This is a genomic window from Butyricicoccus sp. AM32-19 (assembly GCF_003480365.1).
Lineage (GTDB): Bacteria > Bacillota > Clostridia > Oscillospirales > Butyricicoccaceae > Agathobaculum > Agathobaculum butyriciproducens.
This window is the reverse complement of record NZ_QUIX01000005.1, coordinates 117,116-132,472: the sequence shown is the minus strand read 5'-3', so window position 1 is coordinate 132,472 and position 15,357 is coordinate 117,116. Positions and strand designations below refer to the sequence as shown.

The following is a 15,357-nucleotide window of genomic DNA, read 5'->3' as shown; positions in this document are numbered from 1 at the left end:
TTCCATACTTAATTGTAATGATACCACAATTTATCATACGTTGCAACCATTCATAAAAAGGCAGGAGATAAGAGGCAGGAGAAACCATGCCGTAGAGGCGAACCGTGTTCGCCTGTTCAAGCGATTTGCAAGGGGGCACCGCAAAAGGGCGCACAATGTGCGCCCCCTACGGTAAGCCGGCACGCAGGAAACTCCTGCCTCCTAACTCCTCATTGATTGTTTACTCCGGCCGTTCCTTGACCTTCCGCAAAATGGCCCACTCGCTCACCTTGAACGGGAACGCAAAGTTTACGCGCATCTGCGGCACGTTGAACAGCTCACGCTTCGTGCCCTCGTCATCAGTGACGTTCTCTGCGCGGAACACATACGGCGCCTGACCCGGCTGAATCAGCTCCAGCTCTTCCCCATCGAAAAAGCGGTTCTTGAGTGCGAACACGGCTTTGCCGCTGTCGTCACACTCGACCGGCATGCCGACAACCTCGTACTCGCGGATATACTGGCTGTCGCCGTAATGCTGTCCGTTTTCCTGATTGCCGAAGTAGAAGCCGGTGTAATACTCGCGGTGGCTGACCTTATTGACCTCATCGCGGCAGAACTGCGGCAGAACAAAGTTTTCCGGGTCCTTTTTATAGGTGTCGATCGCGGCACGGTATGCACCGGTGACACAGGCTGCATAGTACGCAGTTTTGTTGCGGCCCTCAATCTTGAACGAGGTAATACCGGCCTCGATCAACTCCGGAACGTGCTCGATCATGCACATATCCTTGGAGTTATACAGGTAGGTGCCGCGTCCGTCCTCCTCGACCGGGAAGAACTGCCCCGGACGCTTCTCCTCCATCAGAGAGTAATTCCAGCGGCACGGCTGTGCGCATGCACCATGGTTGGCGTCACGGCCGGTCATGTACTGCGAGATCAGGCAGCGGCCGGAGTACGAAATGCACATAGCACCATGAACGAAGGCCTCAATCTCGAGTTCCTTCGGGGTTTTTGCACGGATTTCGGCGATCTCCTCAAGGGAAAGCTCGCGCGCGAGCACGATACGCTCGGCGCCTTCATCCGCCCAGTAGTTTGCCGCCTCGTGGTTAAGGATACTGGTCTGGGTCGAGATGTGCACCGGAACCTTGGGCGCGTATCTGCGCGCCATGCGCAGCACGCCTACGTCCGCGATGATGAGTGCGTCCGCGCCTGCGTCCTGCAGCAGCTCCAGATAGGCCGGAAGTGCCGGAAGGTCGCGGTTGGACGGCATAATATTGACTGTAATGTAGCACTTGACGCCGTGCGCGTGCGCGTAGGCAATACCCTCGCGCAGCGCGTTATCGTCAAAGTTGGTTGCAGCGGCACGCATGCCGAAGCGCGTTCCGGCCATATAGACCGCATCCGCGCCGTAGGCAATGCCAAACCGCATTTTGTCCAGATCGCCTGCGGGCGACAGTAATTCAGGTGTGTTATTCACCGTTTGCCTCCGTTGTCGTCGTATCTGCCGAAGCGTTTGCAGCCTGCGCCTGTGCCTGATTAGAAGCCTCGATGTTGCGCTCGTGCTCCTCATAGCTGCTTGCAAACAGGTGCGAGCCGTCCGGCATAGCAACGTAATAGTAGTAATTGTTGTCCTCCGGATGGCTTGCTGCGTACAGCGAAGCATAACCCGGGTTGCAGATCGGTCCGGGCGGCAGACCCTCGTGGTTGTACAGGTTGTACTCGGAATCCGATTTGAGATCCTCGTCGCTCAGCTTGCCGCCGGTGCGTCCCAGACCATACAGAACGGATGCATCCACCTGCAGATACGGGAACTCGGAGGAATTGTTCAGACGGTTGTAGATAACGCCCGCAATGCGTGCGCGCTCATCGTCGCGCTGTGCCTCACGCTCGACAAGAGAGGCGATCGTGACAATATCGTGCATCGAACGGCCGAGGTTCTCCGCGCCGGACTTGATGTCCGCGTCATACTTGTTGCCGAAGTTGTTGAGCATCTTGTTGATGGTATCGACAACCGCAGCGTTGCCCTTGTATACCTCATAGGTATCCGGGAACAGATAGCCTTCCAGCCAGCCTTCCGCGGCCGGTTTTTCATCCTCAAGGAAATCGTGCTTGAAGGAATAGTCATTCAGCACCTCATCCAGCGCATCCTCGGTGCAGATATGGTTGTCCAGCAGCACCTGACGGATCTGCGAGATGGAATAACCCTCCGGAATGGTAATCTGCACGGTCTCCGTGCTTGCGGTGTTGGCCAGCGCATCTACGATCTGACCGTAGTCCATCGACGGGTTCAGCTGATAGGCGCCTGCCAGAACCGAGGTATCGGTCTGGTGCTTGAGCGTCAGATACAGCTTGAACACCGAATGATAATTGATAACGCCCTGGTCGTCCAGCTCCTTGGCGAGCGAGGATACCGAGGTGTTCTCCGAAACCGTGATTTCCTTGACCGCATCCGCCTTGACAAAGGCAAAAATGTCGTTTGCCATGAACAGCGCGGCAATCGACAGCACCAGCGAAACGCCGACTACTGCGATCATGTACACCATCGAGCCTGCACAGCCTGCGTTCATCTGGCGGCGGCTGCGGCGGCGTTTGGGCTGCTTCTGCGGCTGCTCCGGCTCCCGATCGTCATCGAAATGCTCCGGCGTGAACTGCTCAGGCACCGGCGATTCCGAACCCGGCAGCGGTACGCGCCGCGTTTCATCGTTGTTAAAATGATTATCCATAATTCACCTCTCTGCGGGTCGGCCTCAGCCGATCCAGTAATTCAGAATGATTTTACCGGCAAATGCCAGCACGAACACAATAAATCCGGGCTCTTTCACCAGCAGCCACAGGTCGTACCAGCCGGCGCTGACCTCAAAGTGCGGAATGGAACCGCGCGCCAGCATTTTTCCCAGTGTGTCCAGCGTTAAGAACGCGAACAGCAGGAAAAAGAGCACAGTCAGCGGCAGCAGGATGTTCCAAATGCCGAACGGTGCATAGGTATCTGCTATCCACTGCATCACCACGGTGACAAATGCCGCCGCAGCATGGGAAAGTACCGCCGCCCATACGGTATCAAACACATAGGTCAGATAGGTAAACGCCAGTCCGGCGCAGAAGCCTGCCGCCAGATCAAGCGGACTGCCGTGCAGCAGTGCGAACACGATGCCGCCGAACAGCAGGCACGCCGAGGTACCGACTTCTTCACCGTACACGCTGAACAGTGCACCTCGTAAATAGAGCTCCTCGACCAGAGCTGCTATCACAACGCCGATCAGCAGCCGCCATGCAAACGACATACCGCCGAGCGGCATCGGCAGGGATGCAATCGTCAGCCGGAGACCGGTATGCGCCAGCAGACGATATTCCAGCATGTTCAGGCTGAGGGCGGCAAATGCGGTCGCCGCGCCCATAAACAAAATGAGCAGCCAGCCGCCCTTACGCGGCATTTTGAATGCAAGACGCTGCTTAAAGCGCTCCCGATCCATACCGGGCAGCGCCATTGCAAGCGCCAAACCGAAGCACACGATCTCACCGAGCGCCATCAGCGACGGCGGCAGATTGAAGTGCGTGATCAGCTTTTCCATGCCTGTCAGCAGGCAGAAGCACACAAACAGGCTGAGACCCGGCAGCAGTGTGCGTTTATCTTGATTCATCGGTGCGCAGCACCTCTCTTTCGGTGATAATGTAATGACAGCAGCGGTCGAACGCCTCGTGCGGCAGGGCTGCGCTCATGCGCTGCGATGCACACAGCGCCGCACAGACCGCGTTTGTCCGGCTGAGGAACCGATCATAGTAGCCGCCGCCGTAGCCGAGACGGTACCCTTTTCTGTCGCACGAGAGCGCAGGCGCAAGAATCAGGTCGATGTTCTCCGGTGCAATCTCAGGCGCCGTGTCGGACGGCTCCAGGATACCGTAGTGACCGGTCTGCAGCTCGGAGAGCGCGGTGATTTTCCGCGCGGTCATGCTGCCTCCCTTGCCGCACAGCGGCACGCAGACCGTCCTGCCGGACGCAAGCGCGTTTTCGAGCACCGTACGGGTATCAATCTCCTCAGCAGTCGAAACATAGCAGAAAATGCAGTCTGCCTGCTGATAGAACCCACTTTGCAGAATGTTCTGTGCAATACCGCGATCAATCGCCTGCTTTTCCTCAGCGGACAGGCTTGCCCGTTCCGCAAGATATCGCCCCCGCAGCGTTTTCTTATCCGTACACATGATGTACGACCGACTCTGCGATCTCGTCCGCCTTGGCCTTGCCGCACAGCGCGGTAATCAGCTCGCACGCGAAATCCAGTGCGCCGCCGACGCCGCAGCCGGTGATGATCCTGCCATCGGTGACTGCGTTTTTCTTTTCCGGGGTCGAACCCTTCATGCCGTCCTCCATGCCCGGATAGCAAGTGGCTTTCTTGCCCTCGAGCAGACCCATGCCGCCCAGAATGATGGACGGAGCCGCGCAGATTGCCGCAACGTACTTGCCTGCATCTGCCATCGTGCGAACCGCATCGGTGACGCGCTTGTCCGCGTACAGATTGGTCGTGCCCGGCATGCCGCCCGGCAGAACGAGCATATCGGCCTTTGCAAGGTCAACCTCGTCCATGGACAGGTCGGTTACGACATTGATGCCGCGTGCACCGCACACGGTTGCACCGGTCACACCGACCAGCCTGGTCTCCACGCCTGCGCGGCGCAGAAGATCGACCGGAGTCAACGCCTCGACTTCCTCGAAGCCCTCTGCCAGTAATACATATACCATGTTTGTCACACCTTTCAGTTGAGCATTAAATTCATATATCCAGCGGTTTCATCCGCTTTCTCATGCCATTTGCATACGCCGAGTGCAGTTTCCGCGCCGATCTCCGTCACGGCGAGCATATCGCGCCGCAGCACGTCCAGCAGACCCTGCAGCTGCGCGTCATCTGCACCGAGCAGCTCCTGCGCATTGTCCTCCCAGCAGAACGCATAGCCGGTGAGCGTTCCGTCCTTGAACCAGCCATACACGCCCGCGCCGAGCGTGTCGAACAGCGCAAGCTGCGCGTTCCAGTACGCCTTGTCCCGCTCGATGCGGCATTTCGGCACCAGTTTGTCATACAGCGCCGCCAGTGCAGGCACATCCGCCGAGGTCAGCCGCCGAGGCGCTTCGCGCTCCCCTGCCGTGCGGATAATCTCCCGGCGGGAAATATGGAAGAACGGCTCGTAGCCGAACGGTTTGTAAAAATCAAACAGCCACTTTTCTGCCGGAATGAGCACGGACGCAATGCGTCCCCCTTGCCTGTCCAACTCGAACGAGCGCTCGAGCAGCCGCGCCATATAACCCTTGCGGCGGTGCGCCGGGTCGGTACACGCGCCGTAGATATACGTCACCTCGCGGGATACGCCGCCCACCGTCATGCGGTACGGGAGCATCTGCACCATCGCCACGAGCGTTTCACCCTCGAGATACAGCAGCGTATATTTCTCTTTATAGAAGTGCGCGAAGAAGTAGTCATTGAAGCCGCCCTCATCCGGAAAACAGGTTTCCCAGAGGGTGCGAACGGCAGGAAAATCTCCTTTTTCGGCAAATCGCATCATTTCAATCAACCTTTCGGTGTTGCCACATATTTCACGCCGCGCATCACCGGATAATAGGACTTCTTCGCCTTGCGCAGACCCTCGAGTCCCAGATCCTCCTCGCGGTTGACGTATTCCACATCATTGCAGTTGCGCTGTACGAACTGCTGGTTGATCATCTGGTACGCGCCCTGAATCGTGTGGTCGGCCTTTTCAATCTGTACCACGAACATATCCGGCGTAGCCTTGCAGCCGAATGTGAACGCGATAACCTCGCCGTCCAAGCGGAGCAGTCCGCCGCGCAAATTCAAGTAGTCAAAGTTGTGGAGTGCCTGCACGATTGCGCAGGTCTCGCCCTCAAAGTCGCGCTCGCGTGCACAGCCGTTCAGGTTGCACCAGTGCACATGGAAGGCGAACGCATCCTTGCTGTTTTCCCGGGTCATGTCCTCGTAGCTCCACCGCCCCTCATAGGCGGTCTTGAAGCGGTTAACGAGGTTGCGCTTGCTCTGCAGCTTTTTGCCGGACAGCGTGCGCAGCTTTTCCGCGAGGTAGATATAATCGTCACCGTCCTCGCTGTCATGCGCGAACGTGAACTTGCCCGGACGAACGGCTTCGATACGCTCGATCATCGGCTCAGCGACCGAGACAATGACGAACGGAAGACCGCGTTCAGCGGCATCCTGCTCGAGCGCATCCAGCGCAGCGCCGAGGTCGCCCTGACCGACAGGCGCAAGATAGCAGTCGTGTCCGCCGTCCAACGGAGACATTTTCACCAGCATAAAGCCGTCTTTGAAGCAGATCTGCGTGTTGTAGTGGCCGCGCCACATGAAAAGATCGACAAAGCAGCGCTCGCACAGATGATAGTTGTAATGCGAGCCGCAGTGCTCGACCATTGGTTTATCTTCTAAAGTAATTTCTCTAAACGGTAACATATAATACCTTTCTCAAGATTGATTTGGGGGTTACTTGCCCTCGCGCAGCGCCTGATAGTGCGCGCGCACTTCTGCGGCCTTGCCGCAGGACATTTTGCCCTCTGTGCAGACACCGTCCACGCAGGCCGGTCCGCAGTGACCGAACAGCGTCGGCGCAACAGCGTATACCTGCCTGTACATCTCCTCGGCAAGCGCACGGATCTCCCACTGGGCGCGATTGCAGCAGCGCAGGCGGAAAAAGTTCTTGAGGCTGCGGGCGTTCGCCGTCATGACAATGCGAGTCGCGCAGGCGTTCGGCAGAACGTAGCGTGCGTCCTCAATGGCGTGCTTTTCAGCCTTGCTGCGGGCGGTCTTCTCCGGAACGCCCTGCTCGAGCAGATCCTTGAGATAGCCTTCCATCAGCGCGGCCGTCAGTTCCTCGTAGGTGCGCTGGTCGTCCTCCATCGCCTGAATGAATTTTGCCCGGGCAGCCGGAATTTTATCAATCTCCGGCGGAACAACATACTCGAAGCCCTTCTCACGCACATAGCGCTGGCTCTGTACCGAGAACGATGCAATGCGGTGGCGCGTGATCTGTGCCAGCAGAGAACGTGATACACCCTCGATTGCAAAGGTGAACGACACATGCTCGATCGGGCTTTCGTGGCCGATCTCGGAAAGCATGTTGACAAAGCTCTCGGTCTTTTCCTCGGTCAGACCATCCAGCACGCTGTCAACGTCCGTGGAGGAATAGCAGTTCTTTGCTGCAGCCGCGACCAACTTTTCCGGGTCCGGCGTGTAAGCAAGCAGTTTTACTTTCATTCTTGTCACTTCCCCTTTCTGCCAAACAGCCGTTCCTTGATAACGATGAGCAGAAATTTCGGCAGCTTCATCATACGGCCGATACGGCTGGGCTGCTTGAGCAGGCGGTAAAACCACTCCAGACCCAGCTTGATGAAAATATCCGGCGCGCGCTTGGCAACGCCTGCAAACACATCCAACGAGCCGCCGAGACCGCAGAACAGTGTGCTGTGGATATCGTCCATGTTGTCCGCGATAAATTTCTCCTGCTTGGGCGCACCCAGACAGACGAACACAACATCCGCACCGCCTGCGGCGTTGATGCTGTCAACAACCTCCTGCGGGTCGGAGAAATAGCCGTCATGCGTGCCGGCCAGCACCAGTCCTGGATACTTTGCACACAGGTTCGCACCTGCTTTTTCGGCAACACCGGGCTTCGCACCCAGCAGATACAGGCGCATGTTCTCCTTGGCCATCGCGGCAACAAGGCTCTCGGCAAATTCAATGCCGGCTACCTTGCCCTGCAGCTTTTCACCGAGGATCTTCGCAGCATAGATGATGCCGATGCCGTCCGGCAGGACAAGCGTCGCATGGTTGACAACGCCCATGAATTTTTCGTCATGGCGGCAGAGATCGACAATCTCCGGATTCGGGGTAACAACGTAGCCCTTCTGCCGGGAACGGATCTTGCTCATTGCAAGCTCAACAGCCTGCTGCTTGGTAACGGCGTGAAATTGCACGCCCAGAATAGAAGCAGTATTCATCTTCGTATCTCCCATATTTTCCAGCCTTTTATTTGGCGGTAAACATTCCTAATCTATTGTATTATACAGCAGCAGACTAAAATCTGCAAGTCCAGCTTGCAGAGAGTGAGAAGTAGATAGCGATAAACGTATCATGCAGGGTGGGCTGCCCCCGGCCCGCCGCCTGTAAGTACGTGCAGATCGTTGTGAACGGCGGCATGAGGTCATGCCGCCCTGCGATATGCCTTGGCAAACATCGTTCTCTTTCCGCATAGGCTGTTAAGGGGAGGTGAACCCATGGAAGAACTGACGCAGTATATCAAGGCGGATTTCGCGGTTCTGGTGGCGGTTTTATACTGCATCGGACGCGGACTCAAGGCAATACAGCGGTTTCCCAATCAATTTATCCCTCTGGCACTCACGTTCTGCGGGATTGGACTGGCCTGTCTGTCGGTCGTATCGCGCTATGCCAGCTACGGCAACTGGGCAGCCGCTCTGTTTGAAGGTGTTGTGCAGGGTGTCCTATGTGCGGGCATGTCGGTCTATCTGAACGAAGTCATAGCGCACTGCAGTTCAAATAAAGGAAACGACCCGCCGAAATAACACGCGAAAACAAAAGAAGAACGCATAAGCATTCTCGCAGATTGTCGAAAAAACAAAGTTTTTCGACGGTCTCAACGGCTTCGGTTTTCCGAAGCCGTTTTCATTTATCCTTACTTGCAGCGGCAGGCAATTTGCGGTACAATACCCATATAAACTCTGTCCCCTGCTTTGGGACACCAAGGAGAGAGACACGCCTTGTACGATTTACAAACTCTGATTTTTTACGCCAAGGAGAAAAACACCTCCGATGTGCATTTAACCGTTGGTCTCCCGCCGATGCTGCGTATCGACGGTGAGCTGCGTACCCACGGTGACGTACCTCTGACCGAGCAGGATGTGCAGGATGCGGCGCAGCAGCTTGCGGATGAGCATCAGCTGCACGAGCTGAAAACCATCGGCGAGTCCGACTTTGCAGTGACGTTTGCCGATTCCGTGCGCATGCGCTGCAATCTGTTTCGCCAGCAACACCACACGGCGCTGGCGCTGCGTCTGCTGCCGATGGAAATCCCGACTGCGGAGCAGCTTCGCCTGCCGGATATCATTATACAGCAGGCCGAAAAGCCGCGCGGACTGGTTATCGTGACCGGACCGACCGGCTCCGGCAAAAGTTCCACACTGGCGGCACTGATCGACCACGTCAACCGCACCGCGGCACGCCATATCATCACGCTGGAAAACCCGATCGAGTATGTACACCCGCGCATTCGCTCAATGATCAACCAGCGTGAAATCGGTGCGGATACGGACAGCTTCGCAAGTGGCCTGCGAGCAGCTCTGCGGCAGGACCCAGACGTTATTCTCGTCGGTGAGATGCGCGATCTGGAGACCATTTCGACCGCTATCACGGCTGCTGAGACCGGTCACCTTGTATTCGGCACACTGCACACCAAGGGAGCTGCCGGTACGATCGACCGTATCGTAGATGTATTCCCACCAGAGCAGCAGGAGCAGATTCGCATTCAGCTTGCCGAGGTGCTTGAGTGCATTGTCTGCCAGACGCTCATACCGCGCACCATGGGCGGCCGCGTAGCCGCATTTGAGATTCTGACCGGCACCCCTGCCGTGCGCAACCTGATCCGCCAGAACAAGTCGTATCAGCTCATCAGCACCATGCAGACCGGCCGCAATCAGGGTATGATGCTGATGGACGATTCGCTCGGTGAACTCGTCCGCAGCGGAGAGGTCCGCATCGACGATGCCGCCGCAAAGGCAGCCGACCCGGAAGCGTTTCCGCAGTCTGTCTTCCGATAAGACAGCAAATCCCGCGTTGAATTTCACGCGGGATTTTTATGTTTCCATTCTCAATTTTCCGCAACTCTACGGAGCGTTCATTGTATTCTCCTCCGTTTTCCGTATAATAGAACGCAAGGGAGGTGATCCGAATGGATCAGGTAAAAACCGGCAGACTAATCCGTACAATGCGGACAAAACTGGGACTGACACAGCTTGCGCTGGCTGAACAGCTTGGCGTCAGCGACAAGGCGGTATCCAAATGGGGGCGCGGCGGCGGTGCTCCCGACATCTCGCTCCTCCCGTTGTTATCACAGGCTCTCGGCGTGGACACCGAAGCCCTGCTGAGAGGCGATCTGGAGGAAAACGATATGACTAACGGCAATATGAAGAAAATGCGGTTTTACCGCTGTCCGACCTGCGGCAATCTGCTGTTCTCGACCGATGACGCAGATGTGACCTGCTGCGGTGCAAAATTGACCAACCTCGTTATGCACAAACCGGACGAGGAAAATGCACTGCAAATTGAGCACAGCGACGGAGAATGGTATATCACCGCACCGCATGAAATGCACCGCGAGCACTATATCTCGTTCGTTGCATTTCTCAGCGGAGACACGATGATCGTCAAAAAGCAGTACCCGGAATGGGGATTAGACGTGCGTCTGCCCTATATTCGACACGGCATGCTGCTGTGGTACTGCACGAGGGACGGACTGTTCTATCAGAATATCTGAGCAAAGGCAGGGTAACCTGCCTTTTTCTCATTTTGCAGGAGGCTTTTGGCAATCCTTCATTTTTGGTTATATTTTTCACCTAAAATGCAATAATTAACTTACCGCAAAGGAGTAGTCCTCGAGGTAAGTTTTTTTATTACAAAAAATCCGAATGGAGGTGCAAAAATGTCCGAAGTAAAAAGAGCAATTACCGATGCAATGCGTCAGCGTATTTACGAGATGTGGATTTCCGGATATAAGGTAGCGAACATCGCAGCGGACATCGGTGTTAATGCTCACACAGTAAAGAGTGAGTTGGAGCGCGGCTACACCGGTGACATTTACATCGGTGGACGCAAGGTTTATGACCCTGATCGTGCATCCGCAATTGCAAAGATGGTAAAGGCAGGGCGTCCTCCAGTGCGCATCGTGCCGCCCGTTGTATTAGGTAAGGAGCCGCGCCATGACTGATACTGGTATCATCCGTAAACTTGATGCACTGGGACGTATTGTTTTTCCTAAAGAGCTGCGCGACACTTTCGGCTGGGAAACCGGCACAAAAATGCAGATTTACACTGAGGGGCAGAAAGTCATTATCACAAAATATGAGCCATCTTGCATTTTCTGCGGTGAGCCTACCGAGAAGCACATTAAGGAGTATCGTATTTGCCCCAGTTGCGCAGCTAAGTGCGTAAGCAAGTTGCAAGCCATCGCTGAGCAGGCCGATTAAGGAGAGAAACTTATGCCGTATCGTTTACACGCTACAAAGCGCAGCCTGTACAAGCTGGCCGCAGAAAAGATCGCAAACCTGCCGTGGTGCGAGCTGCCCAAGATGAGCGATGTTCTGTTTGAGCATATCAGGACGTCTTATTGGCTCCGCTGGCCGTATCACGAGGTTTACTTTACGACCCTCATTCCCGGCACACCGCTGCTGACCGTCACGCAGTACGATTACGCTCCGTCTGACGATACCAAGCATCAGCGTAATCGCAGGGTATTTAGATTTACAATAGCCGAGCTGACTGAACGCGGCATAGCGAAAGAAATTTCATCGTGCAAAACTGAATGTGTTCCAATGGAACACGCAGACTGACAGGAGGACGATTGATGCCTTATCAACTTTCCGATAGCTTATCCATTCGTGCCCGGAATCTGGCTTTTTACGAATTGGTAGCCGAAAAACTCAAAGAGCAGCGAATTTGTTCGCTTCCGCCCTTTAACCAGACCTTTTTCTCCAGAGAGTATGATATTCTCTGGATGAAATGGCCTAATGGCGTGTCTATACATTTAAGCATCTTCAAGGGTCAGCCGTTTTGTTGCCTTGAAATGAGCGTACCGAACGGTATCCCATACCGCAAAGAAATTCCCGTCACCTTTGACGAACTGCTCGACCGTCGTTTGGTCGAAACACACTAAACTAATTTTTCTTTTAATCAGGAACAGCAGCGTGGAAACTGCTGAAACCATGTGTTCCAATGGAACACACGACTACAAAGGGGATAATTTTATGAAAACCGTATCTATCATCAACCTCAAAGGCGGCGTTGCTAAGACACTGACCACCGTCAGCATGGCCTATGCGCTGTCGCAGCAGTATAATGCGCGTGTACTGGTCGTAGATAACGACAAGCAGGGAAACTGCTCCAAGACCTTTGGCGTACACAGCTATGACCGCCAGAGCATTGCCGATCTGATGCTTGACCGCGATGCCGATTTGGCAGAGGTTATTCAGCACACCAAGTACGACCGCATTGATGTTATTCCGGCGAATATGACATTGCTCACCGCAAATATGCAGGTGATGATGGACAGCTCTCGTCCGCAGCAGACACGCCTGCGCACTGCACTCCGCAAGGTTGCAGACCTGTACGACTACTGTCTAATCGACAACGCGCCGGACATCAACATTTCGACGGTAAATGCTCTTGTTGCATCTGATGAAGCTGTTATTCCGGTCAAGATTGACAGCTACGCCTTTGACGGCCTGATCGAGCTGAAGAACCAGATTGAGATCACCCGCGAGGAACTTAATCCGGGACTGCGGCTTGCCGGTTGCCTTATCACCTGCTTCCAGCGTCAGGCCGGAGAGCAGACCGGCGAGGACTGGTTGCGTGAAAATCTGGATTGTCCCGTCTACAAGACGCATATCCGGTACAGCGGCAAGGTAGTTGGCAGCAGCTTTGAGTGCAAGCCGATTATCGAATACAGCAAGACCAGCGCCGCCGCGCGTGATTACCTCGATTTCGTCAGCGAGTTTCTGTCCGCAGAGAAAAGAGGTTGAGTGATATGGGATTTTCTATTACCGATATGCTGAACAAGGATACCTCTATGGCAGCTGCACCTGTTAAAGAACATACCATTGAGCGTATCAGCTACTCCAAGCTCGTCCCCAGCGAGGATAATTTTTACTCAATGCAGGAGATCGAGGAACTGAAAACCGCTATCGAGCTTGCAGGCCGCGTGCTGAACAACCTCGTCGTTACTCCGTTGGAAGATGGCAAATATAAAATCCTGTCCGGCCACCGCCGCCACAGAGCGGTCGGTATGCTGTTGGACGAGGGCAAGACAGAGTACGAGTTTCTGCCTTGCTCCGTAGAACAGATCGAGGACGCCGACCGCGCCGTGCGCGAACCGATGTTGCTCATCGCCGCCAACTCCCAGCGCGTGAAAACCGCATGGGACAAGCTCGAAGAAGTCCGCCGTATGCGCGACTTGCAACGACAGGCTAAGGCAGAGCGAGGCCTGAACGGTCGTGTACGCGATCTGGTCGCACGCAGTCTTAACATCAGTTCCAGCCGCGTAGCCAAGTATGACAGTATACTGAACAACCTCATTCCCTCTTTAATGGAAGAAATTAAGGCTGACAATCTGCCGATTTCCACTGCCTATGAGCTGAGTAAGCTGAATACAGAACAACAGCAGGCTACATTTACCTGCTTTGTGCAAACCGGTAAATTGCCGACCGGCGATGATGTGTTCCAGTCGAACACGCCTGACACCACCGCACAACCGGAAGTATCTGCTCCGCAGTCGGAGAGCACACCGGCAACGCCGCAGACGGACAATGTGTTCCCATCGAACACGCTGCCTGGTGATGCAGCACGACTTGTCCAGCAGCTTACCTGTCTGCCGGATAACAAGCTGCCACGCCTTGCAAAACTGCTCGGCACCAGCACCGCGCAGCTTACCGCTGACCTCAACGCACTGAACAATTTATATTAAACCACGAGCCTTGCTCGTGGTCATGCGCCGGGAGCGCAGGAAACGATCTATCCCCTTGTTGACTGCGTTTTCCAAGCCCGGCGTATGACCATGTGCAAGACTATAATACTATGAGGAGGACAACAACCTATGGAAGTACGAACCGATTTCCCTTCAAGTATGTACCACACGAAACTTCAGTGGGCGCAACTTGGCAAGGCTCTCAATGCTGATGCAGTAGGAATCGAAATGTGGGTCAATTCCTGCCAGATCAACAGCGCAATCTTTTACACTGTCGATGAGGTACACAACGGGACACAGACCGAATTGGATGAGGTATTGGAGCCGCTCCGCAAGAAAGCCGAAGCCTCTCGCGTTGCTCGTCTGCGCGAAAAAGAAGAACGCCTCATTGCACGCGAGAAGCGGATCAGCGACAGCGCCCAGCAGCGCGGTATAAAAAAGGTGCTCTCGCTGCTTGCCGCCGCAATGCCGCAGGCCGCAGTACCCGAAGCGCAGGCCATCGTAATCGACACCGAAACGACCGGTTTAACCGACAGCGATGAACTGCTGCAAATCAGCGTGATCGACGATGCCGGAACCGTTCTGTTCGACAGTCTGGTGCGCCCGTACTTTCATACGGAGTGGCCAGAAGCGCAGAAAGTCAATGGTATTACGCCGGAAATGGTCGCAGGCGCGCCGTATCCACACGAGTTGTTACCGCAGCTTGTAGAGATTTTCTCCGAGATGTCTGTCTGCATCGGTTATAATACATCGTTCGACCTCGGTTTTCTTGACCGCATTGGCATACCGACCGAGCATCTAACCGTAATTGATGTCATGCAGATGTTTGTGGACTACCTCAACGCCAACGGCGGTACTCGCAGACGCGCTTCGCTCTCTACCTGTACAAAACATTTTGATTACCAGTGGGAGGGTGCAGCACACAACAGCCTTGCAGATGCCAAAGCCACTTTGTACTGCTACAACATGATGAAGATTATCAAGTAATATTGCTATGACTTATACTTATCACTTAAATTATCTTTGTATTCCTGATGGCGGCACGCCGTCCGAACTGGACTGCTGCGTAGAGCTACCGGTCAAGCTGCAAAACGCTAATGATATTGAGCAGCTTAAAGCAGCGCTGGCGCGGGATTTTATCAAGAGTGAAGCATATCATTCACGCTATTTGCGAAATCCAACCGCACATATCGCTGTTATTATCCGCAATATTATGCTGCTGCACAAGGAGGATAACCCTGATGACTGAGTTATCTATCATTTACAGCGTGCCTGCAACATCGTCCGATCTTGAAAAGCAGTCCAGTGCTACACCGGACTGCATCAAGCACAGTATCGCATCTGCGCGCCGGTCGGAGCTGATCGAGCAGCTTGCTTCTTGCCGCAAAGCGAACGGAGGTGTGAACGATGCGTAAAATCCCTCGCACCTGCCTTGCACCGGAAGATCTCGCTGTAATCGCGTACCACGAGGATAATGGCGATCTGGTCATATTGCGTTTCTCATATGGACAAGAGCGCGATATACGCTTTGCGTTCCGCTGTATTACAGATTACGATCCCGCGTGTATCATGCTGCATCGCCAGCCGCATCTAATCTGTTTCCTCAACAATGATCGAGGTGAATAA

Annotated in this window: 22 protein-coding genes; 13 read left to right on the top strand and 9 right to left on the bottom strand. The window is 54.8% G+C overall.

Features of this window, described 5'->3' with window-relative positions; all coding sequences use genetic code 11:
- Positions 1-220: 220 nt before the first annotated feature.
- The 9 genes from DW806_RS06485 to DW806_RS06445 are packed head-to-tail and all read right to left on the bottom strand — an operon-like array spanning position 221 to position 7,981.
- On the bottom strand, positions 221-1,453 hold the full coding sequence (locus DW806_RS06485) for a peptidase U32 family protein (protein ID WP_243022666.1): 1,233 nt from the start codon (positions 1,451-1,453) through the stop codon (positions 221-223).
- A complete protein-coding gene (mltG, locus tag DW806_RS06480) occupies positions 1,446-2,699 on the bottom strand; it encodes an endolytic transglycosylase MltG (RefSeq protein WP_118729471.1) in 1,254 nt (417 codons plus the stop codon). Before mltG ends, DW806_RS06485 begins: the two co-directional genes overlap by 8 nt.
- A 24-nt stretch (positions 2,700-2,723) precedes the next feature.
- Positions 2,724-3,614: a CPBP family intramembrane glutamic endopeptidase gene (locus DW806_RS06475; RefSeq protein WP_118285527.1), complete on the bottom strand. Its 891-nt coding sequence runs from the start codon at positions 3,612-3,614 to the stop codon at positions 2,724-2,726.
- Positions 3,601-4,173, bottom strand: coding sequence for a 5-formyltetrahydrofolate cyclo-ligase (locus tag DW806_RS06470; protein ID WP_118729470.1), 573 nt, complete (start codon positions 4,171-4,173; stop codon positions 3,601-3,603). The genes DW806_RS06475 and DW806_RS06470 overlap by 14 nt, the downstream gene beginning before the upstream one ends.
- Complete coding sequence (locus tag DW806_RS06465; protein ID WP_118729469.1) at positions 4,160-4,711, bottom strand: DJ-1 family glyoxalase III; 552 nt, start codon at positions 4,709-4,711, stop codon at positions 4,160-4,162. The genes DW806_RS06470 and DW806_RS06465 overlap by 14 nt, the downstream gene beginning before the upstream one ends.
- A gap of 14 nt (positions 4,712-4,725) precedes the next feature.
- Positions 4,726-5,526, bottom strand: coding sequence for a GNAT family N-acetyltransferase (locus DW806_RS06460; protein WP_118729468.1), 801 nt, complete (start codon positions 5,524-5,526; stop codon positions 4,726-4,728).
- A 5-nt stretch (positions 5,527-5,531) separates the two neighbouring features.
- Positions 5,532-6,437, bottom strand: a complete 906-nt coding sequence (locus DW806_RS06455) for a DUF2156 domain-containing protein (RefSeq protein WP_118729467.1) — start codon at positions 6,435-6,437, stop codon at positions 5,532-5,534.
- A 30-nt stretch (positions 6,438-6,467) separates the two neighbouring features.
- Positions 6,468-7,238 carry an FAD-dependent thymidylate synthase gene (gene thyX, locus DW806_RS06450; protein WP_118729466.1) on the bottom strand — a complete coding sequence of 257 codons (771 nt, stop codon included), beginning with the start codon at positions 7,236-7,238 and terminating at the stop codon, positions 6,468-6,470.
- Positions 7,239-7,243: 5 nt separating this feature from the next.
- The gene (locus DW806_RS06445) at positions 7,244-7,981 is read right to left on the bottom strand and encodes a WecB/TagA/CpsF family glycosyltransferase (protein ID WP_117751751.1); all 738 of its coding nucleotides are present in this window, start codon (positions 7,979-7,981) and stop codon (positions 7,244-7,246) included.
- A gap of 276 nt (positions 7,982-8,257) precedes the next feature.
- Between DW806_RS06445 and DW806_RS06440 the strand changes: the two genes are divergently transcribed.
- The 13 genes from DW806_RS06440 (at position 8,258) to DW806_RS06385 (ending at position 15,357) form a co-directional block, all read left to right on the top strand.
- Positions 8,258-8,563 (top strand): phage holin family protein, encoded by a 306-nt coding sequence (locus DW806_RS06440; RefSeq protein WP_110436857.1) that lies wholly within the window; start codon positions 8,258-8,260, stop codon positions 8,561-8,563.
- A 195-nt stretch (positions 8,564-8,758) separates the two neighbouring features.
- Positions 8,759-9,814, top strand: a complete 1,056-nt coding sequence (locus DW806_RS06435) for a type IV pilus twitching motility protein PilT (protein WP_118729465.1) — start codon at positions 8,759-8,761, stop codon at positions 9,812-9,814.
- Between the two features lie 131 nt (positions 9,815-9,945).
- A complete protein-coding gene (locus DW806_RS06430; protein ID WP_118729464.1) occupies positions 9,946-10,530 on the top strand; it encodes a helix-turn-helix domain-containing protein in 585 nt (194 codons plus the stop codon).
- A 165-nt stretch (positions 10,531-10,695) separates the two neighbouring features.
- Entirely contained in the window at positions 10,696-10,980 is a 285-nt protein-coding gene (locus DW806_RS06425) for a hypothetical protein (RefSeq protein WP_117488251.1), read from the top strand.
- Entirely contained in the window at positions 10,973-11,239 is a 267-nt protein-coding gene (locus DW806_RS06420; protein WP_116704781.1) for an AbrB/MazE/SpoVT family DNA-binding domain-containing protein, read from the top strand. Before DW806_RS06425 ends, DW806_RS06420 begins: the two co-directional genes overlap by 8 nt.
- Before the next feature lie 12 nt (positions 11,240-11,251).
- The gene (locus tag DW806_RS06415; RefSeq protein ID WP_116704780.1) at positions 11,252-11,602 is read left to right on the top strand and encodes a hypothetical protein; all 351 of its coding nucleotides are present in this window, start codon (positions 11,252-11,254) and stop codon (positions 11,600-11,602) included.
- Positions 11,603-11,616: 14 nt separating this feature from the next.
- Positions 11,617-11,925, top strand: a complete 309-nt coding sequence (locus tag DW806_RS06410) for a hypothetical protein (RefSeq protein WP_116704779.1) — start codon at positions 11,617-11,619, stop codon at positions 11,923-11,925.
- 91 nt (positions 11,926-12,016) lie between these two features.
- On the top strand, positions 12,017-12,790 hold the full coding sequence (locus DW806_RS06405; RefSeq protein WP_117488249.1) for a ParA family protein: 774 nt from the start codon (positions 12,017-12,019) through the stop codon (positions 12,788-12,790).
- A gap of 5 nt (positions 12,791-12,795) precedes the next feature.
- The gene (locus DW806_RS06400) at positions 12,796-13,731 is read left to right on the top strand and encodes a ParB/RepB/Spo0J family partition protein (RefSeq protein ID WP_118729463.1); all 936 of its coding nucleotides are present in this window, start codon (positions 12,796-12,798) and stop codon (positions 13,729-13,731) included.
- Between the two features lie 129 nt (positions 13,732-13,860).
- Positions 13,861-14,718 carry a 3'-5' exonuclease gene (locus DW806_RS06395; protein ID WP_117488245.1) on the top strand — a complete coding sequence of 286 codons (858 nt, stop codon included), beginning with the start codon at positions 13,861-13,863 and terminating at the stop codon, positions 14,716-14,718.
- 7 nt (positions 14,719-14,725) lie between these two features.
- On the top strand, positions 14,726-14,980 hold the full coding sequence (locus tag DW806_RS06390; RefSeq protein ID WP_117488243.1) for a hypothetical protein: 255 nt from the start codon (positions 14,726-14,728) through the stop codon (positions 14,978-14,980).
- Positions 14,973-15,146 carry a hypothetical protein gene (locus tag DW806_RS15165; protein ID WP_158557299.1) on the top strand — a complete coding sequence of 58 codons (174 nt, stop codon included), beginning with the start codon at positions 14,973-14,975 and terminating at the stop codon, positions 15,144-15,146. Before DW806_RS06390 ends, DW806_RS15165 begins: the two co-directional genes overlap by 8 nt.
- Positions 15,139-15,357 carry a hypothetical protein gene (locus DW806_RS06385; protein WP_116705714.1) on the top strand — a complete coding sequence of 73 codons (219 nt, stop codon included), beginning with the start codon at positions 15,139-15,141 and terminating at the stop codon, positions 15,355-15,357. Before DW806_RS15165 ends, DW806_RS06385 begins: the two co-directional genes overlap by 8 nt.